The 20,635-nt window shown below is 62.4% G+C and carries 18 protein-coding genes and 1 pseudogene; 6 read left to right on the forward strand and 13 right to left on the reverse strand.

Features of this window, described 5'->3' with window-relative positions:
* From AC1D2G_RS13875 to AC1D2G_RS13885, 3 genes and pseudogenes are all read right to left on the reverse strand, one after another.
* Positions 1-164 (reverse strand): annotated as a pseudogene (locus AC1D2G_RS13875) (IS110 family transposase); the annotation flags it as partial.
* Positions 165-662: 498 nt separating this feature from the next.
* Positions 663-2,486: an SLC13 family permease gene (locus AC1D2G_RS13880; protein ID WP_477414592.1), complete on the reverse strand. Its 1,824-nt coding sequence runs from the start codon at positions 2,484-2,486 to the stop codon at positions 663-665.
* Positions 2,487-2,928: 442 nt separating this feature from the next.
* On the reverse strand, positions 2,929-3,816 hold the full coding sequence (locus tag AC1D2G_RS13885; RefSeq protein ID WP_477414594.1) for a transglutaminase family protein: 888 nt from the start codon (positions 3,814-3,816) through the stop codon (positions 2,929-2,931).
* A gap of 950 nt (positions 3,817-4,766) precedes the next feature.
* Between AC1D2G_RS13885 and AC1D2G_RS13890 the strand changes: the two genes are divergently transcribed.
* Positions 4,767-5,513 (forward strand): bestrophin-like domain, encoded by a 747-nt coding sequence (locus tag AC1D2G_RS13890; protein WP_477414596.1) that lies wholly within the window; start codon positions 4,767-4,769, stop codon positions 5,511-5,513.
* Between the two features lie 155 nt (positions 5,514-5,668).
* Here AC1D2G_RS13890 and AC1D2G_RS13895 read toward each other — a convergent pair whose 3' ends face one another.
* Positions 5,669-6,181, reverse strand: a complete 513-nt coding sequence (locus tag AC1D2G_RS13895; RefSeq protein WP_477414598.1) for an OmpA family protein — start codon at positions 6,179-6,181, stop codon at positions 5,669-5,671.
* A gap of 10 nt (positions 6,182-6,191) precedes the next feature.
* Positions 6,192-6,851, reverse strand: a complete 660-nt coding sequence (locus AC1D2G_RS13900) for a L,D-transpeptidase (protein ID WP_477414600.1) — start codon at positions 6,849-6,851, stop codon at positions 6,192-6,194.
* Positions 6,852-7,411: 560 nt separating this feature from the next.
* Between AC1D2G_RS13900 and AC1D2G_RS13905 the strand changes: the two genes are divergently transcribed.
* On the forward strand, positions 7,412-7,942 hold the full coding sequence (locus AC1D2G_RS13905) for a FecR domain-containing protein (RefSeq protein WP_477414602.1): 531 nt from the start codon (positions 7,412-7,414) through the stop codon (positions 7,940-7,942).
* 6 nt (positions 7,943-7,948) lie between these two features.
* The gene (locus AC1D2G_RS13910) at positions 7,949-9,817 is read left to right on the forward strand and encodes a CHASE2 domain-containing protein (protein WP_477414604.1); all 1,869 of its coding nucleotides are present in this window, start codon (positions 7,949-7,951) and stop codon (positions 9,815-9,817) included.
* A 143-nt stretch (positions 9,818-9,960) separates the two neighbouring features.
* On the opposite strand, the gene AC1D2G_RS13915 is transcribed toward AC1D2G_RS13910, so the two are convergent.
* Positions 9,961-10,386, reverse strand: a complete 426-nt coding sequence (locus AC1D2G_RS13915) for a globin family protein (RefSeq protein WP_477414606.1) — start codon at positions 10,384-10,386, stop codon at positions 9,961-9,963.
* A gap of 691 nt (positions 10,387-11,077) precedes the next feature.
* Between AC1D2G_RS13915 and AC1D2G_RS13920 the strand changes: the two genes are divergently transcribed.
* From AC1D2G_RS13920 to AC1D2G_RS13930, 3 genes are read left to right on the forward strand one after another with little or no spacing between them, the layout of a single operon-like run.
* A complete protein-coding gene (locus tag AC1D2G_RS13920; RefSeq protein WP_477414608.1) occupies positions 11,078-15,196 on the forward strand; it encodes a Pls/PosA family non-ribosomal peptide synthetase in 4,119 nt (1,372 codons plus the stop codon).
* Positions 15,193-15,654, forward strand: a complete 462-nt coding sequence (locus tag AC1D2G_RS13925; protein WP_477414610.1) for a GNAT family N-acetyltransferase — start codon at positions 15,193-15,195, stop codon at positions 15,652-15,654. Before AC1D2G_RS13920 ends, AC1D2G_RS13925 begins: the two co-directional genes overlap by 4 nt.
* Positions 15,651-16,313, forward strand: coding sequence for a 4'-phosphopantetheinyl transferase family protein (locus AC1D2G_RS13930; protein WP_477414612.1), 663 nt, complete (start codon positions 15,651-15,653; stop codon positions 16,311-16,313). The genes AC1D2G_RS13925 and AC1D2G_RS13930 overlap by 4 nt, the downstream gene beginning before the upstream one ends.
* A 48-nt stretch (positions 16,314-16,361) precedes the next feature.
* Here the strand turns inward: AC1D2G_RS13930 and AC1D2G_RS13935 are convergent, their stop codons facing one another.
* From AC1D2G_RS13935 to AC1D2G_RS13965, 7 genes are all read right to left on the reverse strand, one after another.
* Entirely contained in the window at positions 16,362-16,511 is a 150-nt protein-coding gene (locus AC1D2G_RS13935; RefSeq protein WP_023677295.1) for a hypothetical protein, read from the reverse strand.
* Positions 16,512-16,525: 14 nt separating this feature from the next.
* The gene (locus AC1D2G_RS13940; RefSeq protein WP_477414614.1) at positions 16,526-16,843 is read right to left on the reverse strand and encodes a DUF2934 domain-containing protein; all 318 of its coding nucleotides are present in this window, start codon (positions 16,841-16,843) and stop codon (positions 16,526-16,528) included.
* Between the two features lie 183 nt (positions 16,844-17,026).
* On the reverse strand, positions 17,027-17,296 hold the full coding sequence (locus tag AC1D2G_RS13945; RefSeq protein ID WP_477414616.1) for a hypothetical protein: 270 nt from the start codon (positions 17,294-17,296) through the stop codon (positions 17,027-17,029).
* 305 nt (positions 17,297-17,601) lie between these two features.
* Positions 17,602-18,120: a DoxX family protein gene (locus tag AC1D2G_RS13950; RefSeq protein WP_477414618.1), complete on the reverse strand. Its 519-nt coding sequence runs from the start codon at positions 18,118-18,120 to the stop codon at positions 17,602-17,604.
* Between the two features lie 255 nt (positions 18,121-18,375).
* Positions 18,376-18,855: a tetratricopeptide repeat protein gene (locus tag AC1D2G_RS13955; protein WP_477414620.1), complete on the reverse strand. Its 480-nt coding sequence runs from the start codon at positions 18,853-18,855 to the stop codon at positions 18,376-18,378.
* 175 nt (positions 18,856-19,030) lie between these two features.
* Positions 19,031-20,002, reverse strand: coding sequence for an MBL fold metallo-hydrolase (locus tag AC1D2G_RS13960; RefSeq protein WP_477414622.1), 972 nt, complete (start codon positions 20,000-20,002; stop codon positions 19,031-19,033).
* A 113-nt stretch (positions 20,003-20,115) separates the two neighbouring features.
* Entirely contained in the window at positions 20,116-20,358 is a 243-nt protein-coding gene (locus AC1D2G_RS13965) for a DUF680 domain-containing protein (RefSeq protein ID WP_477414624.1), read from the reverse strand.
* Between the last annotated feature and the right edge of the window lie 277 nt (positions 20,359-20,635).

Genomic DNA, 20,635 nt, shown 5'->3' on the forward strand with positions numbered 1-20,635 from the left:
TCCATGCCGTCCATGCCGATCAGACAGGGCGACAGCTTCGCGAAGAAGGGCAGTACCTGCCGGCGGCGCAGCGGCTTGCGGACGACAACATCGCCCACCGCATCAATACAGTGAACCTGAAAAACGCTTTTGGCCAAATCCAGGCCGATCGTGATAATATCCATGACGGGTGGCTCCCTTGGCTCGTGGTCGCTTTGACAGCATCCACACTTTGGCACTCAGATGCCGGGAGCGGGAGCCATCCACATCATCTGCTTTCAGAACGCGGCGAAGCTGATCTCTACGACCGACATGCTGAAGGGTTTCGGGTGCCGTCCGGCGTCGTCTAATCGCAGCCGATAATGCAAGCCCTTTTTGCCGCACGAAGTGTCGTATGCCGGGAGCATGGTCGTCTTCGCAGTCGATATGATGTCGCTGCATGATGAGTCTCCACGGAACGGCCCTTCCACTGTACGAAGCGCACGCGTCAAGATGGCTTGACGGTGCAACGCCTGTTCTCGGAATGGCCAGCTCACGTCCCGGCAGGGACGTCTCGGCGCAATCGACGGTAAAAACTTATGCTGTAGGTCGTCCGACTGAACAGTTCACTCGATTTCAGCATGGCATGCATGATGACCGCCAGCTTCCGGACCGCGTTCACGCGGATCGTGCCTGGCGTGACCTCAAAAGGGCAAGAGCAACGGAACCAGGATCACGCTCACGATCAGGACGATGACGGAGAAGGGAACGCCGATGCGGACAAAGTCCCCAAACGAGTAGCGCCCCGGCGCAACCACCAGCGTGTTCACGGGCGAGGAAACAGGCGTCATGAAGGCTGTCGAAGCCGCCAGCGCGACGGTCATGGCGAATGGATAGGGGGACACACCCAATTCATGGGCCACAGCAAGGGCGACTGGAGCCATCAGCACCGCGGTTGCCGTGTTTGAGATGAACATACCCAGAGCAGCCGTGATGGCGAAGAGCATTGCAAGGACAATGCTGTTTCCGGCCCCGGCGGTGAGATTCTTCAGGCCTTCCGCCGCCAGGTCGACGCCGCCAGTTCGCTCCAAAGCGACAGAAAACGGCAACATGCCGACGATCAGGATGATCGTTTTCCAGTCGATTGATCGATAGGCGCTCGCGAAGTCGACGCAGCCGAGCATACCCATGAGAAGGCAGCCGATGAGGGCCGCTTGCACATTCGGCACGATGCCACTGACCATCAGGCCGATGACGAAAAGGAGACAAATCACCGCGTGCAATGACTTTCCTGGGACTGGAAGCCGTTCCTCGATCTCGACGGGCAGTTTGATGACGAGGAGATCTTTCGTGTCGGTCCGATACCGCTCGATTTCCTTCCAGGGTCCGATCACCAGCAACATATCACCGGTATTGAGCCTCTCGGCCAGGAGATTGTCCGTATGCGGGCCGTCGCCGCGGTTCAGGCCGACAGCCGTTACCCCGAAGTGCGTCCGCAGCTTGGACTCCACCACCGTCTTGCCGATGAGTTCCGACGTCGGCGGCACGATGGCCTCAGCCATGCCGAGCTCTTGCGATCGATCCGCAAAATAGCCGCCGCTCAATGGCAAATCCTCCAGGACCATCCGCGCCTGGAGCTCCTTGAATTTACTGCCGGGAGCCGTTAGGTCGATCAGGAGAATGTCGCCAGCCTGCAACTCTGTCTTGACGGTAGGCCTGAGAATTTCCTTTCGGAACTTATGACTGCGCTCGATCGCCAGAATGTTGGCACCAGACGTGCTTCGCAAGTCCAACAGCTCCAAATTCTGTCCGACCAAGGGAGAACGGTCGGAAATTTTCACTCGTCGCTCTCGATGAGCAAGCTTGTATTCCTCCACCCACGTCCCGAAGGTCGCCTGTTGGGGCGTCTTCTGCTCGTTTTCGACAGGCAGCCAGCGTCGGGCAAAGATCATGTATACGATCGCAAGACCAAGAACCGGAAGGCCAAACGGTGTGAAGCTGAAGAAGCCAAACCCTGGCACACCGTGCCGCTCGAGCTCACTGTTGACGACAAGGTTGGGCGCGGTGGCCACGAGTGTCATCATGCCGCTGATGAGGGCAGCGAAGCTGAGTGGCATCATCAGCCGTCCCGGGCCTATGCCGGTGCTTTGCGAAATACGCAGTACGACGGGAATGAAAATCGCGGTTACCGCCGTCGAACTCATTGTGGCGCCCAGCGAGCAGACGACCAGCATGAGGAGCACGGTCAGCCGGACTTCGCTTGATCCCGCTCTTGCAATGAGCCAGTCGCCGAGCCGCTGGGCGACACCTGTCCGCACCAATCCGTCGCCGATGATAAAGAGAGCCGCGATGAGGACGATATTCGGATCGCTGAAGCCCGCCAGCGCCTCTCCGATCGACAGCACGCCGGTAAAAGGTAGCGCCACCAGCATGATAAGCGCGACGGCGTCCAGCCTTGGCCTATTGACCGCGAACATGACAATCGCGGAGACCAGTAGGGCGAGGACAAGCGCGAGTTCTGCATTCATCTTGCGTCCCTGTTCAACGGCAACCAACCTGCGCAGGCGACTACCTCAATTGAAGGCATCGTGACTCGTTCTGGCGGTAGGCCGCGGAATGGAAGGCATTCCTTCGGTGGAAAGCTATCCGAGAGTCAGGATCCCCACCAGCAGGGTCGCAGAAGTCTTCCATAAGCTGGCCCATTTGAGGCGCTCGCGGCGTTCCTCACGCTTCGGGCTTGGACTGGAAGCCATGACCTGCCCCATGACGCTGTTGCCGGCCGCATCCAACGGTGGCGCGAAGATGCCCAGCCCCGCCCTTGCAGGGACCTGCGATCATGAGAATTGTGATCTTTCGGGCCCCTCGCCTGGCCAGTCTTCCCTCATCTGTTTTGGCTGAAGTCAAATATGACACCGAGCCACGCTGCGTATACACCGCACCAAGAGAAGACTACCTACAATCACAGATGCCTTACCGTATTGGAACTGCGGAGACTGATACGTCAACATGCAGGCCAGTCGGATCTCCCGCGCTGCCGACAAAGCCTCCCGAGATTGGAAGGGCCTGCGAAGCTTCGCGGGTCACCCCCACGCGGATCAGGTTGGCGCCTGCGACCAGCCCGTTGGTCGGGTCGTACTCGACCCAGCCGGCGCCCGGAAGATAGACACCGCACCAGGCGTGCGTACTACCGCCTCCGCGGGTCGTGCCGGAGGTGTCATCGTAGAGGTACCCGGTGACGAAGCGGGTGGCCAAGCCGAAGCTTCGCAGCGCTTCCATCATCAGGACAGCGAAGTCGCGGCAGGTACCGGTGCCGAGCTCGATTGTCTGCACGGCTGTCTGCGTGCCTTCCTCGCGGCGGGCGCCGTAGCGGAACTGCTGCTGGATGGCGCGAGTCATCGCCTCCAATACCTTCAACGTGTTCGTGCTGCCGGCCTCGGCGACCGCGCGACGCGCCCAGGCCTCAACCTTGCGGTCCGTGTCCGGCATTTGCAGTCCGGTCAGACGCCCAAGATCAGCAGTTTCGCTTTGGGTGTAAGAGAGCGGGAACTTTTCAGCCGCGGTCTCAAGGCTGTACTGCGGGAGTAGCGGGCCTTCGGGATGATGCGTCAGATCCAGCGTCGAGATGATGCTTAGGCGCTTGGTCCTGAGCGTTTCGGGCCATTCGACGAAACAGATGGAATTGTCGAATGTGTCGTGCTTCCAGTAGATGGAGGCTGGCTCCGGCTCCATCTTGAGATCGGCGTGATGCAGTCTCAAGTCGTGACTGTCGTCGGGCCGCACCATCAGCCGGTGACGCAAAAGGCCGACCGGATTGCGGTAGGTGTACTCGGTCGTATGGACAATCTTGATTCGCGCCATTTCGCGTCCGTCCAGCTTCCGAATGGTCTATTCGGTTCTGATTTCTGCGTACAGGTATTTCGCGGCACAGCCAAGGCGACCGATCGGAAGCAACTACACCGCAAAGGATAAGGGCCCTTTGTCCGGTTCGTTCTCTGGCGCAACCGCGACCGCCTGCCTGGCCGCTCGGAACGTCGGCTTTCAGGAAACGGCATGCGCGCCCTCAATGACCGAGATCGGCGCTAAGCTGTCATTTGTCGCACTGAGAATGAACGTCTCCGCTGAATGTACAACGGGTCTTTCAGGGTGGTTGCAATAGTCTAACGTGTAGTATCGCCATCGCGGCCGCCAGACTAAGGTAATTACGAACAACTCAACCCCTCACCGCCTCTTGAAATATTGCACTGGGTGCGGCATGCCGCACAAGGTCGCCGTGGTGCAGGCTTCTACGCCGAGCCAGTCCGTCAGCTGCCCGCCCCTCCAGCCCCCGACCCGTGTCATCGGCGGCAAACGTCGGCGCCTGATCGACATTCGCATCGCGGCCGGGGCCTTGCTTGGTGTCGGAGCAGGTTGTCGTGCAATCATCGCCGGGCGGCACCCCTCTGCGCAACGCGGCTGCAAGTGCCGGTTGGCAAGCACAGGCTGACGGCAGCAGATTGTGAAGCAGCCCGCCCCAAGCGCAAAACACCAACCTGACCTGCAATAGGAGTCCAGGCGGGATCGATTGGCGGGCAATTGGGAATCCTCCCCTCGAAAGCACCCCTCCGACGCGATTATGAAGCAGGTCTTTCGATCGGCGTGGGCAGCCGATTGCCCCCGTGCATAGAGTTTGTTGACAGGATGGAACACTGTGGCATTGCCACGAGTGGAACGACGGCCTTACAAACGCCTGACGACGAATTCTCAGGAGGGCAGGCGCTGCTATGAGTGGCTGGTTGCATACTCTTCCACTCGCTTGGATGGCTCTCGTCGTGTTCGGGGCCACCTATATCGTCGCGTTCATCTTGCACCAAGGCATCGCCGCTCTGTCTGTGGGCTCCACGGCGCGGTCATTCAAGGCGCTTTCGCCTGGCATGTTGCCGCCGCTCGGTATCATCTTTGGCCTGTTTGTGGCGTTCACCGCGGCTCAGGTCTGGAGCGACAACGATCACGCCAATGCGGCAGTCAATCGCGAGGCCAGTGCATTGCGGTCGGTCGTGCTTCTGGCGAGCAGCTTTCCCGGCGAGCCCGAGGCGCGCTTACGGACGCTGGTGCACAGCTATATCGAGCAAACGACGAGCCAGGAGTGGCCACTGATGGCCGAGGGCGCGGCGACCGTCACTATAATCCCGCCTGCGCTTAACGAGGCGCTGCGGACGACGCTGGCTTTGACGCCAAGCAATCCCGGCCAGGAGATCGCGCAGCGCGAGATGACGAGGTGGCTTGAAGACGCCTTCGAGGCGCGTCGCCAACGGGTTCTCGTCAGCTCCGCGCAAGTCAACCCCACGAAGTGGGCCTGCCTGATCCTGCAAGCCTTCTGTGCTCTTCTCGCGATCGCGATCGTTCACAGCGATAACCGAATGGCATCGGCGATCGCTCTTGGAAGTTTTGCGACGGGCGTGGCGGCATCCGTTCTCTTGATTCTCGCCCACGATCGGCCCTTCACGGGAGAGATCGCAGTGTCGCCGCAGCCGTTGCTGCAAGTCATGCCGGAATCCAAAGCGGGCGGCGGCGGATGATACAGGTAGGAGTGCAGAGACGGGTAGATTCCCGCTCCGGTGTGGCGCCGGTGACAGCGGTCAAGCCAGTCTCTTCGGCCGACATGAGGCGCAAAGCAGCCATGCCGTCGTCGCGTTGTAAGACTCTGATTTGGTGACAAGCAAAACAGCAGCCCCTACGACTCGTCCCTCTCATCGCGCAAATTAGACACAACGCGGCGGTTCTGCGACCTGCAGGCGGAGTTGGGGCAGTCGCGGACGAGCCTGTCCTTGCCGTAGCCCTTGGCCCACATGCGGTTGCGGTCTATGCCGCCGGCGGCGAGATAGTCCATCGCCGCATCGGCGCGCTTCTGCGACAGCGCTGTTTCGCTCGCGCCAGGATCGTCGGCGAAACCCTGCAGCTTGAGCAGCCAGCGCGGATTCTTTGCCAACCAGGCGATCTGGGTGTCGAGGGTGGCCTTGGCGACAGAATCGAGCGCGGCCGAACCTTGCGTGAAATAGATGCGGCGGCCGACATTGAGGATAAAATCCTCCTCGCTGCCCGGCTGCACGTTCTGGAAGCCGGCAACCTCGGCGTTGGTGACGTCGGGCGTGGGAGGGGCCAGCGTGTTGCTGGTCGAGCAGGATGCGGCCAGCACCAGCAGGCTGGCGGCGAGCAGCCGGCGCGTGTTTTCAATCATGCGGCTCATGAGGCGCCAATCATTCGACAGTGGTGGAAGCGGGCGCCTGGTCGGCGATGTGCGGCAGGACCTCCACCGCGGTGCCGATCGGGCATCGCTGGTAGAGGTCGATGATGTCTTCCGGGAACATGCGGATGCAGCCGCTGGAAGCGTCGGTGCCGATGCTCCATGGCTCCAGCGTGCCATGCAGGCGGTAGCCGATGTCAGCGCCGTCGCGGTACAGATAGAGCGCGCGCGGCCCGAGCGGATTGTTGGACGCGCCGCCTGCGATCATGGGCGGTAGCTCCGGCCTGCGCTTACGCATTTCGGGGGGCGGGACCCATTGCGGCCACAGCGCGCGGCGGTCGATCGTCGCGCGGCCGTACCATTTGAAGCCCTCCTTGCCGACGCCGACGCCGTAGCGGATGGCGGTCTTGTTTTCCATGATGAGGTAGAGGAAGTGGTGGCGGGTATCGACCACGACGGTGCCGACCGGCTCGCTGCTGAAATACTTGACGATCTGGCGATGCCATCTCTTGTCGATCTTGGCGAAGTTGGTCTTGCGATAGACAAAATTGTTGTCAATGGCGGTACCGGCGAAAAAGGATTTTGCCGTCGCGGCTTGAACAATATTGCCGGTTGCACCGACCCCGACCAGCGCCAGGCCGCCGAGCACGACCCCCCTGCGTGATAAAACCATCGGCAATCCCCACTGCCTTGAGCTTGGCGGACCATAGTTGAGAATTATTTCGCCTCAAAGTGGAAAATGCTGCGTTGCTTCAGTCCGCCGTCAACGGTCTGTCCACTTTTGGTCCGAACCCAAGACTGTAGACGCTCTCCGATCGGCACCGACTTCAACAAAATAATGGTCAGTGAAATTTGACTCGCCGCTCGCCGCGACGAACGTCAATTCACGCCTGCACCCTACGCTCGTGCTTCTCGACCGCCTCACGAGTGTCGAAAGGCCCCTCCCGCTTGCCGGGTTTTTCCGCCCTTCTTGCGTGGGGCGCTCCGTCATTGCCGGTCCCTCCAGCACCTCGACCGTGTCGTTGGCGGCAAACGTCGCCGCCTGATCGACATTCGCATCGCCACCCGGGGTCTTGCTTGGTGTCGGAGCAGGTTTGTCGTGCTAGGATCGCCGGTCGGCATTCTGCTGTCTTAGCTCAACACGGCTGCAAGTGCCGGTTCGCACGCGTGCCGTCAGGCTGGCGGCGCCAGATTTTGTTGCCGGAGGTTTTTGCAAGAGCAAGGGGGACGTCGATGAGCGCAAGGGACCGATTTTTCCGTAGCCTGGTGGCTGGCCTGTTTGTCGGTGTCTTCTGGGTGGATGCCGCCCTGGCGCAGGGCGCGGGGTGTGCGTTCGCGCCGGAGGGCGGCACGTCCCGACAGATCCTGAGGTGTCAGGAAGGCCTTACCATCATTGTCGAAGGTGGGGCTCGGTTCACGTTGGCGGACCGCGATCGAAACGGCAAGGTCGATACGGTCAGGTTGCGGCGCAAGGCGCTGCTGCTCGATGCTCCAGCCGGCTCGATCCCGGCTGGCTTCGCGGTTGTCACCCCGCAGGCGATCGCCGCGGCGCGAGGCACCAAATGGGCGGTCGACGTCGGCGGGGGCAAGACGTCTGTCTTCGTCCTCAGGGGCCGCGTCGCCGTGAACCGGCCCGCGTCGAGAGCCGGCGTGGTGCTGGCGCCGGGCGATGGCGTCGACGTCACGGCCGGAACAGGACCGCTGACCGTCAAGCGCTGGCCCGCCAAGCGCGTTTCCGCCTTGCTGGCCCGTTTCGGCCAGTGAGCCGCGGTGAGCCGGCGAACGCTTCCGACGCTGATCGCGCTCATCCTGGCGGGTCTTTGGGGCGCCGGCCTGGGCTTCGCGCACTGGCGCGGCAATTTGTGGTTTCTCGATCGCGTCGAAGCAACGATGACCGATCTTCGAACGCTCGTTCGAGGAACGGCAAAGCCGCCGGAGCTGATCACCATCGTCGCGATAGACGACGAAGCGGTGCGGCGCGAGGGTGCCTATCCCCTCAGCCGCGCCACGCTTGCCCGGCTTGTCGATACGATCGCGCGCCTCGGACCGAAAGCCATTGCGCTCGACCTGCTGCTGGTCGATCCCGGGGAAAAAGACAACGATGAGGCGCTCGCGCGTTCACTGAGCGGGAGTGCGAGCGTCATCGCTGCCGCGGCGGTCTATCCCGGAGGCGAACAATGGACGGTGGCCAAGGGCGACGGACCCATCGCCGGCGTACCGAATGCCGAGCGGTTTCTGTGGCCGCTGAAAGCATTCTCGGATGCCGCAGCTGTCGGCGTCGTCAACGTGGCCACCGACAAGACGGGAACGCCCCGCTTCGTGCCGTTGCTGTTTCGGGCCGGAGATCGGCTGGAAACGTCTTTCCCCTTGCGTGTTGCCGCCATGGCAGCAGGAGGGGATCCAGAAATCGCAGCCGATCATCTATCGCTGGGCGGACGCTCAATCCGGACCGACATTGGTCACATCCTGCCTCTGACCTTCTATGGCCCGCGCGGCACGATCCGCACGATCAGCGCGGCGACCGTGCTGGATGGCCAACTCGATCCCCGCACTATCCTGGATCGAATCGTGGTGATCGGAGCCACTGCAACCGGCACCGGCGATGTTTACCCGACACCGTTCGATCCCATCCTCCCGGGCGTCGAAGTCATGTCGACGGCGATTGCCCATCTGATGGCCGGCGACGCAGTTGTGCGGGACCAGTATGTCCGGCTTGCCGATGCCGGCTTTGCGGTGGTGCTGCCAATGGTCCTTGTCGGGCTGTTGGCATGGCGGCGAAACGCCGGCGGCCTCGCGGCGGTCGCCGGCGTGGTCCTGATCTGGCTGGTGGTCAACATGACCGCCTTCTTGCACCACATCTGGCTGAGCGCCGCGTTGCCGATGACCGCCGCCATTCCGCCGGCCATCCTGTTCGGTGCCACGCAGCTTTGGCTGGGCAGGAGCCGGGCGCAATTTTTCGCAACGCAGAGCCAATTGCTTCAACGCGTCGAAGCCCCAGGCATGGGCGAGTGGCTGGCCAAGCATGGCGACTTCCTCTCGGAGCCCGTCCGGACAGACGCCGCCATCCTGTTCATCGACCTGTCCGGCTTCACCGGATTGAGTGAAACATTGGGACCGATCGCCACACGCGAACTCCTGAACAGTTTTCATGCGTTGGTCGGCGAAGAAGTGACGAATTGCGGCGGCGTCGTCACCAGTTTCATGGGCGACGGAGCCATGATCCTGTTCGGCCTGCCGGAACCGGCGGCAAATGACGCCTCCAATGCCGCCCGCTGCTGTGTGGGGCTCTCCAGCCGCACCAACGATTGGCTGGCGTCGTTGCCTGCATCGACCGCATCCCGGCTCGGCTTCAAGATTGGCGCCCACCACGGAACGATCGTAGCCTCTCGGCTCGGCGGCGAAGGCCGTCAGCACATCGCGGCCATAGGCGACACGGTCAACGTTGCCAGCCGCCTGATGGAGATCGCAGCCGACCAGGATGCCGAAGTCGCGGTAAGCAACAAAATGCTCGATGCCGCCGGAAGCGACTGCGCGTTGTTCAAATCCGGTACCCTGAAAGGACCCGTGGAAACACAGATCCGTGGGCGATCCGGCTCGCTCGCAATCTGGCTTTGGCAGAGTGCAGGGACGCCGCAGTAGAGCGTCGCCGCCAGGCCTGCGGCTTGCCCGGCGAACAGTTGGACCCCTCAATGCCGCTTGAAATACTGCAACTCGCGCTCATGCTTCTCGCCGCCGTGCACGCATGACAATTCCGGGCGTCGTCAGATCGTGCGCGCCAGCCCTCACGCCGCGAGTTGGACCTCACGGGCGGCCGCGATCATGACACTCGCGAGCAAGCCGTAGGCTGCCTCCCAGGCCTCCCGCACCGCCGGTGTAAAAGCGGGGCCGAGGCCGGCCGCCAGCGTCTCGATCAGCGCTTGCCCGACGATCGGGTAATGATGCTCTTCAACACCGTAGGTGACGTGACGCTTGGCGAGTTCGCGCACGGTGGGCAGAATGGTTTCGGCACGATCCAGTCCATGCACGACGAAGCCCAGGCTCGCCATCAGCTTGGCGCCTTGCTTGGTCATGTCTCTCACCGGAAACAGCGCCCGAAGAGTCCCGTCGATCGCGAACAGGCGTTCATAGAACAAGGCGGCGGCAGCCGCACGGATCGGGACGACCTCACGAAAACTATCCTGGACAAGTCGAATCTGGTCGGGTGTCATCGGCGCGCTCCTCTGGTTCTGGTCTGGGGTGAGCCTCGACCATGCGCCCGGGGTGTTTCGCATGCATGTCGCCTGTCGCGCCTATGTGTTTCAGTTATGTCTCAATTTGGCTTCAGGTTGCGTTCGATTGTTTTCGAACTCCTTCCCGGCGCCGCAAGGTTCGGCAGCCCCTCCCCTCAACGCCGCTGAAATACTGCACCTGGCGCTCGTGCTTCTCGGCCGCTTCGCGAAGGGGGCGCCGTGGAGATCGACGGCGGAGGCTTCACCCTCCCCCCAAGGACCAATAAGGGACAGCAGCGCAACAAATCCAAGTTAACGGGTTCCTTCAGGCGCCAGCGCGTTGGTTGACGAAGCATCAAACGCAAAAACCCGCCTGCGCGGCGGGTCATTGGCGCAAATCAGCACCATGGACAAATGTGTAGCATAGTTGCCCTCACCACGTCAAGAATAAATTCCTATCGAAAAGCCGCCGGAACAAAAGCTGCCGACACCGCCGGAGTGGCCGTCGACAGGCCTGTTGACCTGAGTTCGGAGCCCTGAGGCGGAGGGTACGAAGAGCGCCCAGACACAATCCAGAAACAATATTCAACAGTTCGGAAAAACTGGCGAAAAGATCGCATGGCATAACCTCCCGCGGCGGCCGGAAACGGCTGCGGTAGCCGTTGCTCGGCCAAGACGGGAAAGAATGGACATGGACCAAGGTTTCGATATCGCCGAACTGGACGCGGCAAGACCGGACAGCCAACCGGAAACTGGCCTGGCAATCGTCGATACGCTCGTGGAGGCCGCTCACGGCTCCGGAAGGGGCGCGCGCAGCCAGGTCCTGACGGGCGCCGACTTTGCCCGGCAGGGGCAACCCGGTGAGCGGCTCGATACCGTCTTCGAAGAGCTCGCCGAGACATTTGCCGCGTTGCCGGCGGTGATCTCCGACGGGCGTGTGTGGACGTATCAGGAGCTGGACAACCGTGCCAACCAGTTCGCCCGCCTGCTGGTCAAGCGAGGCGTGCGAAGGGGTGACCGGGTTGGGCTCATTCTCGACCGGTCGGCGGAGACCTATGTTGCCGTGCTGGCGGTGATGAAGGCAGGCGCGGCCTTCGTGCCGCTGGCCACCGCGTTTCCCCAGGAGCGGATGACGCTCATCATCGAAGACGCCAGCGTCAGCCTGATCGTCACCATCGCCGCCTACGCGTCGCGAGCCGATCAACTGCCCGTTCCCCACCTGCTGATCGACAGCGCCGCCACCGAGATCTCCAAACAGTCCAGCGCGCCGCTGAAGCCGGATGCGAGGACCGCTGTATCGGACGACACCTGCTACATCCTCTACACCTCGGGCACCACCGGCAAACCCAAGGGCGTGGTCATCAAGCACCAGAGCTTCGTCAACTTCATCCGCGTCGCCGCCGCATCCTACGGATACCGGCCGGGCGATCGTGTCTATCAGGGCATGACCATCGCCTTCGACTTTTCCTCGGAAGAGATCTGGGTGCCGTTTGTCGCCGGCGCGACGGTCGTGCCGGCGCCAGGCCAGATGCCTCTCGTCGGCGAGGAACTGGCGGATTTCCTGCGGCTCCATGACATCACCTGCATGGCCTGCAGCCCGACCCTGTTGTCGTCCATGGCGAGCGACGTGCCCAGCCTGCGCACGCTGCTGGTGGGCGGCGAGGCCTGCCCGCACAATCTGGTGGTGCGCTGGTCGAAGCCGGGGCGGCAGATTCTCAACACCTATGGCCCGACCGAAGCCACCGTCACCGCAACCATGGGCGCGCTGACGCCCGACAGTCCGGTGACGATCGGCGCGCCGTTGCCGACCTACTCGATCGTCATTCTCGACGCTTCGCTGCCGCAGCTTGCCGAGCCGGGTGAACTGGGTGAGATCGGCATCGCCGGCATCGGGCTTGCGGTCGGCTATCTCAACCGGCCGGATCTGACGCACCAGAAATTCATCGCCGATTTCGTCGGCCTGCCCAACAACCCGTCGCAGCGCATCTACCGGACGGGCGACCTTGGCCGCATCAACGACAAGGGCGAGATCGAGTATAACGGGCGCATCGACACCCAGGTGAAGATCCGCGGCTATCGCATCGAACTCGGCGAGATCGAGGCGGTGCTGCTGGACCAGCCGGAGATCGCGCAGGCTGCCGTCACCACCTGGGAGATCGAGCCCGGCCGCGTCGAACTCGTTGCCTATTACGCACCAAAACCCGGCCTGCCGGCGATCTCCCGCGCCGATCTCGCCCAGGTGATGAAGCGACGCCTGCCGGATTACATGGTGCCCTCCTATCTGGAGGAACTGCCGGCGATCCCGATGACGGTCTCCAACAAGGTCGACCTTCGCCAGTTGCCGAAACCGACAAGCCTTCGGCTTTCGGCCGATCGCGCGATGGTGCCGCCCGGCAATGACGACGAGCGTTTCCTGGCCGACGCACTGGCCGCGGTGCTGAAATTCGACGAAGTGTCCGTCGAGGACAACTTCTTCGACGATCTCGGCGCCAATTCGCTGCTCATGGCCCATTTCTGCGCGCGCGTGCGCACCAGGAAGGAATGGGCGACGACGTCGATGCGCGACATCTATCTCTATCCGACCGTGGCGCGCCTCGCCAAACACCTAAGCGTGGCGGAAGGGATGACGACGGCCACCAATGAGCGCGTTCTCACCCGCAAGGCGTCGAATTTTGCCTACTGGACCTGCGGCGCGGCGCAGCTCCTGTTCTACGGACTCTACAGCTATGTGGCGCTGTGGGCGTTCAATGACGGCCTCAACTGGATGTATGACGCGCTCGACAATCCGCTGCAGCTCTATTTGCGCTGCGTGGCGCTTTCGGCCGCCGTATTCTTCGGGATGTCGGGCTTCGCCGTCATCGCCAAATGGGTCCTCATCGGCCGCTGGAAGGCCGAGGCGTTTCCCATCTGGGGCCTGCGCTACTTCCGCTTCTGGGTCGTCAAGACATTGATCCGCACCGCACCCGTCGTGCTGTTCCGGGGCAGCCCGCTCTACAGTTTCTATCTACAGCTTCTCGGCACCAAACTCGGCAAGAACGCCGTCATCGAATCGAAATCGGTGCCCGTCTGCACGGACCTCATTTCGATCGGCGCCAACACCATCCTGCGCAAGGAATCGATGATCCTCGGCTTCAGGGCCCAGTCCGGCTACATCCACACCGGCCCGCTGACCATCGGCCGCGATGCCTTCGTCGGGGTGGGCTCGACGCTCGACATCGACACCAGCATCGGCGACGGCGCCCAGCTCGGCCATTCGTCCTCGCTGCACCGCGGGCAAAGCATCCCCGACGGCGAACGCTGGCATGGATCGCCAGCCGTGCCGACCACGGCGGACTATTGCAAGGTGCGCAATGTCGATCCTTCCAACATCCGGCGCTTCCTCTTCGAAGCGGTCCAGCTGATTGGCCTGTTTGCCATCGTCACCCCGCTGCCGCTCCTGTTCCACAGCTATTGGGAGAACGTCGGCGACGACTACCAGGAGACCATCGGCATTGTCGCGATCGGCACCACGGTCACACTTTTTGGCTACATCGCCGTGGCCTTTCTCGCGGCGACGCTGGTGCCGCGCCTGTTCAGCCTGATCCTGAAGCCCGGCCGCACCTACACGCTTTACGGCTTCCGTTACTGGCTACAGACGGTCGCCGAATTCTCGAGCAACTCCCGCGTGCTCGGCCTCCTGTTCGGCGACAGTTCGGCAATCGTGCACTACATGCGCGCCATCGGCTGGAACCTCAACAAGGTGGTGCAGACCGGTTCCAACTTCGGCAGCAACCAGCAGCACGAAAACCCGCTCCTGTGCGAGATCGGCACCGAGACCATGGTGTCGGACGGCCTTTTCATGATCAACATGCACAAGTCCGCCTCCGCATTCCGGCTGGAGCAGACGCGGATAGGCGAGCGCAACTATCTCGGCAACAACATCTACTACCCACCGGATGGACGCACGGGCGACAACGTCCTGCTCGGCACCAAGGTGATGATCCCCATCGACGGGCCACTGCGCGAGAATGTCGGCCTGCTCGGTTCGCCGTCCTTTGAAATCCCGCGCATGGTGAACCGCGACAAGGAACTCATCGCCGGTGTCGACGAGGACGACCGCCGCCGGCGCATACCGCTCAAGAACCGCCACAACATGGTGACGATCCTGCTGTTCGTGGCAACGCAATGGGTCATGCTGTTCGCCACACTGGCGATCTGGGACCGCGCGCTGAACTACTATACCGAATGGGCGGAGGTCGCCCTCTTCGTCGCCGTGCTCTTGACGTCCGCGATCACCATTCCGTTCTACATCCTTGTCGAGCGGGCAAGCCTTGGTTTTCGCAGGCTGAAGCCGCAGATGACGACGATCTACGACGTCGCCTTCTGGCGCCATGAACGCCACTGGAAGCTTGCGGATTCGCCGATCGTGCGCCTGTTTGCCGGCACGCCATTCCGGCCGATGATCCTGCGCATGCTGGGCGTCAAGGTCGGCAAGCGGGTCTACGACGGCGGCAGCAACCTGACCGAGCGTTCGCTGGTCGAAATCGGCGATGACGTCACGCTCAATGAAGGCTGCGTCATCCAGGCCCATTCGCTGGAAGAAGGCGCGTTCAAGTCCGATTACATCCGCATCGGCAAGGGCTGCACGCTTGGACCTTCCGCATTCGTCCATTACGGCGTCGTGATGGGTGAAGGATCGGTGGTCGATGTCGACTCCTTCGTCATGAAGGGCGAAGTGCTGGAGCCCAACTCCATCTGGCGAGGCAACCCGGCCAAACTGCATCGGTTCGTGGAGCCGGTCACGGACGATGGCTCCAGGGCATCGGCTTGAAAGCCGCAGAAATTCGTCTCGCCTCCCTGACCAAGGCCAACCAGGCCTTGGTCATGTCCCTGCAACTGGCTCCGGACCAGATCGATTTCGTTGCCAGCAATGCAGAGTCCCTGGACGAAGCCATGTCTGACAGCGACGCGCGGCCCCGCGTCGTGATGGCTGGGGATCGTGTCGTCGGCTTCCTGATGTACGAGGCGCCGCAGGATGACGACGAGGCGCGGATCTACCGCTTCATGATCGACCGCACCTGGCAGGGCAGAGGCTACGGCAAGGCTGCGTTGCGTGAAGTGCTGGACGAAATCGGAAAGCTCGGCCACATCAGGCACGTTTCAATCTGCTACGAACCGCACAATGAAGCCGCACGACAGCTCTACAGTGCCGCCGGTTTCGTGGAACAAGGGCTCGACGAGGATGGAGAAATGATCGCCGACCTCGCCTTCGCGGCGGATGATCGTTGACGCGGCCGCCCTCCCCTGAAAGCGCGCTTGCGCAAACATCCCTGCTGCAGGCGATGGTCGCCATCGCGCCCAAAAGTGTCCGGATCGGATGCCGGGTCATACAAGACGGAGACGAGGCCCACCTGCTGCCCGAGGAAGCACGCTCCATCCCCGCGCGCCAGCCGGCCATGCGGCGCGCAAGCGGAGCGGCCCGCTGGATCGCACACGGACTGCTGGCGGATGTTGGTGTCAACGACTTCGCCATCCTGCGCGCGCCATCCGGCACGCCGGTCTGGCCCGGCGGGATAACCGGTTCGCTCGCCCATGACGACGAAATGGCCGTAGCGGCGGTTGCGCCTGTTGCCGACATCGGCGGCCTCGGCATCGATGTCGAGCCCGCCCAACCCTTGCCCGACGACATTTTCGCGCTCGTTGCAACCCGTTCGGACCGCACAGACGCCGCGGACCCGCATCTTGCCGGTCGCGTGCTGTTTTGCGCCAAGGAAGCGGTCTACAAGGCGGTCTATCCGCTCGATCGGCAGGTCCTGGGCTACGAGGACATAGAAGTGGACCTCAACGCAGGCCGAGCGACGACCAAAGGCGGCCGCAAGCTCAGCCTCGCTTACTGCGTTGCCCCGCGCGTGGTCGTCCTGGCGTTTGTTGACCGGGGGGCGGTTTAGGTCTCGTGCGGACGGTGGAAATGGGTGACAATCGTGACCCGCTACCCCTCAGTGCCGCTTGAAATACTGTACCTCGCGTTCATGCTTCTCCGCCGCCTCCCGCGTATCAAACGTGCCGAGGTTGCGGCGCTTGCCGGTCTTTTCGTCTTTCTTGCGCGAATAGAGGCGGTATTTTCCGTCCTTGAGTTTCCTGATCATCTGGCTCTCCCTGCTTAGGACCGCCGTTTGCCCCTGAGGTTGCGCGCGGCTTGCTCGACCGCCGCGCGGTCGTGGCCCAGCCTGTCGATCAGTTCCTGCGCCTCGTCACCCGATATGCCGGTGCGCATTGCCAGCGCCTCGACGGCCAGGACGTCTGAGCTGGCGATCTCGCTTGTTTCGGGCAGCAAATCGCCGGCCGTCAGCGGCAGCGCCGCCTCCCGGTCGATCTCGGCCGCGGCCTGATGCCAGTGCCGCTCGGGATCGCCGCCGCCTTCGCGTTCCCAGATCTCGTATGCTCGCTGCTGGATCTTCTCGTGCCGTTCGTCGCCCATGATCATTCCTCCGTTGCGTCAGGGAGGAACGCCGCACCTGTCCGAATGATCCAAAAAATCTGCGTGATCATTGCCCCGTTGCTGGGATGGCGCGAGGCGCTGGGCAGCGCTTGCCACGACGTCATTCCAGACGGCGGGCGAGCCCACCGCCTGGATGTCGGCCGTTCCCGGCCGGCCTTGTTGTCAGTGCCCCCAGATTCCCTGGCCATAGCCGGCTGACATGTCGGAGTTCGCACTTCCTCCCGGGGCCGGCGCGCTGTCGGTAGTGCCGATGCTCTTCGTGCCGCCGAGCTCGAGCGCGTTGGCGCCATCGGACCCCATCGAATGGTAGACGCTGCTGCTCGGATAGGCGTCGGGGCCAGGGATGTAGTCCGTGCCATAGTTGTCGCTACCGGCGAAGGCCGTGCCGGAGGCAAGCAAAACCGTGGCAATCGCCAAAACGATCTTTTTCATTTCAAGCTCCATCTTTGAAAGTTGACATTTGGCCGCCACGCGCCGCCCGCACCGCGTTCATGAGGCCTTCCCTTGATTGCTCTCGGGCGAAACCAGCCAACCGCGATGCCTACGGATTTGCGGCGGCGGCTTCAGCGTACGGTCGTGTTGGTCCTTCGTGCGCTGTTGGCCAATTCATAGGGGCGTGGTGTTTGCACCGGCGTGGGACGGCGCGTGGTACCAACCACCGCAAACGTGGAATTTTGCGTTGAATGCAGCCGCAAAGCGCGCCGAACGCTGCCCGGGAGCACAATGTCATGGCACTTTCAGATTGGCAGGATGGTCTCGCCGTGTTGGGGATAGGCCGCCATGAGCGCGTCGACCGTGTCTTTGTCGCCACGCCGAGGCTTCACGAAACCAGTGAGCACCCTGTCCAGCGAAATCCTGCCGGCGCCTGATATGGCCAGCACGAACATGCCACCAGCAATGGCGAGATCCTTTTCGAAATGCAGCAATTCGTTCTGGTTGGCGAAGTTGGTGTGGAAGAGTGTCGCCGTTGCCAGGCAGAACAGGCCGAGACCGATGGCGCCCAGCCGCGTCAAAAGGCCCAGCCCGACCGAGAGCCCTGCCCCCAGTTGCAGCGCAACCGTGGCAACAAACAGTGGCAGGCTGACGCCCAGCGCGGCCATCGCCTTGGCGGCGCCGTCGAAATGGGTGGCCAGTGTCAGGCCTTCATGCAGGAAGAGCAGGGAAAGCAGCAGGCGGCCGGCAAGGAGGGTCACATCCCCAGCGTATAGCTTCGTGGCGAGGAGGTGCAGCTTCGCGGCAAGTTCAGTCGGTGTCATGGTCGGGCTCCAATTTTTCTAACAGGCAGGCGCCGCGTCCGGTCGGACAGGCGCAATGGCGCTGCCAAGCGTCTGATTGAAAAAGGCCGGAGCCAGCGCAAGGGAGGGGATGCCGGCTCCGGCAATGGGCGCCAGCCACGAGCGCCCAAACTATGGTCCTTAAGAGGATGGCGCGGCGCCAAGCCCCTCTCCGTCTCGGCTTCGCCGAGCCACCTCTCCCCACATTCGTGGGGGAGAGGAACAGCCCTCTGGGCCCTACTTCGTCACCTTGGTGTCGATGGCTTTCTGCAGGTCCGACAGTTCCTCGCAGCCGGCCGGGCAGAGTTTCTCCAGCGACGCCAGCTGTTCGTTGGCCTTGGCCATGTCGCCGGTCTCGACATAGAGCTCGCCCAGATATTCGCGGGCGGCCTTGTGGTCGGGCTTCAGCTCCAGCGCCTTGGTGTAGTAGGTCAGAGCGGTCTTGTAGTCGCCGGTCTTGCGCAGCGTGAAGCCGAGCAGATTGTAGACGTCGGGCTGCTGTGTGTCCTGCGCCAGGTCGCGCAGCTGGGCCAGCGCGCCAGTATAGTCCTTGGCCTCGATCTTGGCCTTGACGGCGGTGAGGTCAGGCGCGTCAGCGCCCTCGATGTCGTCGACGGCATAGGCGGGCATGATGGTCGCGACCGGAACCACGGTCAGCACCGCAACGGCGCCGAGCAGGCCGAACAGGGCATGTTTGCCAAAAACAGAATGTTTCATTGTCTTTCTCGCTTGGGTTGAGTGCTAGCGTTGAGAAGACCGTTTCGAAATTCGCTCTGGCGAGTCAGCTGATGGTGGTTTCGAGAACCGTAGCGCAGCGGACGTCCGGTCCGTGAGCAACGGAAGTGCAGAAAACGCCTTCAGATGGCCGCCAGAGTAGAGTTTCCAAACAGCCTCAGATCTGGACCGGAGTGAAGCCGTAGGAGTTGCCGTCCTTGACGAAGACGCCGGTGCCCGGGAATGGAAAGTGCGAGCCCGAGATGCGGATGTTGTCGGCAATCACGCGGTCGATGATCTTGTGGCGCGTAGTAATCGCTGTCGGCCCGTCCTGGTCGTAGCTACCCTGCCATTCTGGATGCGGCGCCAGAAGGGCGGGCACATACATGGTGTCGGCCGAGATCATGATCTGCTCCTTGCCGGAGTTGGCCAGGTAGACCGAGTGGCCGGGCGTATGGCCGGGCGCGGCGATGATGTGGATGCCGGGCGCCACCTCGGCGCCGTCCTCGACCAGCTTCCAGTTTTTCCATTTCGGGAAGTTTTCGGCGATGCGCTTGCCCGCTGGCTTGCGGCCCTCGGGCAGTTTGGCCAACCGGCCGGGATCCGTCCACCAATTGTATTCGGTGGCGTTTACGATGAGCTCGGCACTCGGGAAAACCGGCGCGTTGGTGCCCTTTTCCATCAGGCCCCAGACATGGTCGGGGTGGAAATGCGAAATCATGATGGTGTCGATCGCCTTGTAGTCGATGCCGGCTGCAGCCATGTTGGCCGGCAGGTGGGTGGCGTTGGTCTGCCACTGGCCGACACCAGACCCGGCATCCATCATGATCAGCTTGCCGTTCATCTTGAGCACGACGACGGTGAGCGGGATGGGCATGAAGTCTGTGGTCAGCCCCGCCTTGGCGAGTGCTGCCTTGGTATCGTCGACCGAAACATCCTTGATGAAGGCCGGGTCATGCGGCTTGCGCCAGATGCCATCGTAGATGGCGGTGATCTCGATGTCGCCGACCTTGTATTTGTAGAAACCGACTGTCGGCTCCACCGGCGTTTCGGCAAAGGCCGGCCGGGTGAATTCAAGCTTGCCGGCAAGGCCGAAGGCGGCAGCGGCAGCGGCGGATCCAAGCAGTGTGCGTCGTGTCATGCTGAACATGGTGGTCTCCTCTGTTGGTGGGTGCGGAAGGGATTACGGAGGGCCAAGCCCCAGGCCATCCCGATGTGGTTGAGTCCGAACCGTTGGGATTCGGGTCTTGACCCCTGGCGAACTCAACGGCCCCAGATGCCTTGGCCTGGTTCGCTCGCATGCGTTTGCATCGTCGCGTGCCGCGGCCCGGTCGTGACCTTGGTGTCGACGCCGTCTGTAGGTGCGATGTAGAGGATCGACGCGGTGGCGTTGGTGTCGACGGAAGCGACCGGTGAATTGGCGTTGTTTGCGCCGTGGTCACTGCCGGCAAAGGCAGCGCTCGAGGCAAGCAGCATGGCAGCCACGCTGAGAGCGAGCTTGGTCATTTTCGTAGGTCCTTGTTTCGTTTCTTCGGGTTGGGGGCCGGGCGAATGGCCTCGCTGAAGGGAAGACCCGGCAGGGCGGGCCTTTATTCCCGGCGCGGCAAGATTTTTATGAAATAATCGAATTCAAGTGCTCAGTGGCCACAAGGCTTGGGTTCCTCGCCCCCATGTCATGGGGGAGAGGTGGCTCGGCGAAGCCGAACTGGAGGGGAATGGCGCTGACCTAAGCAAATGCGCTCTTGAGAAGGCAGAGCTCTACGACGCCTCCGCTTCGCCCGCT

The organism is Mesorhizobium sp. P2_C7 (assembly GCF_056404515.1).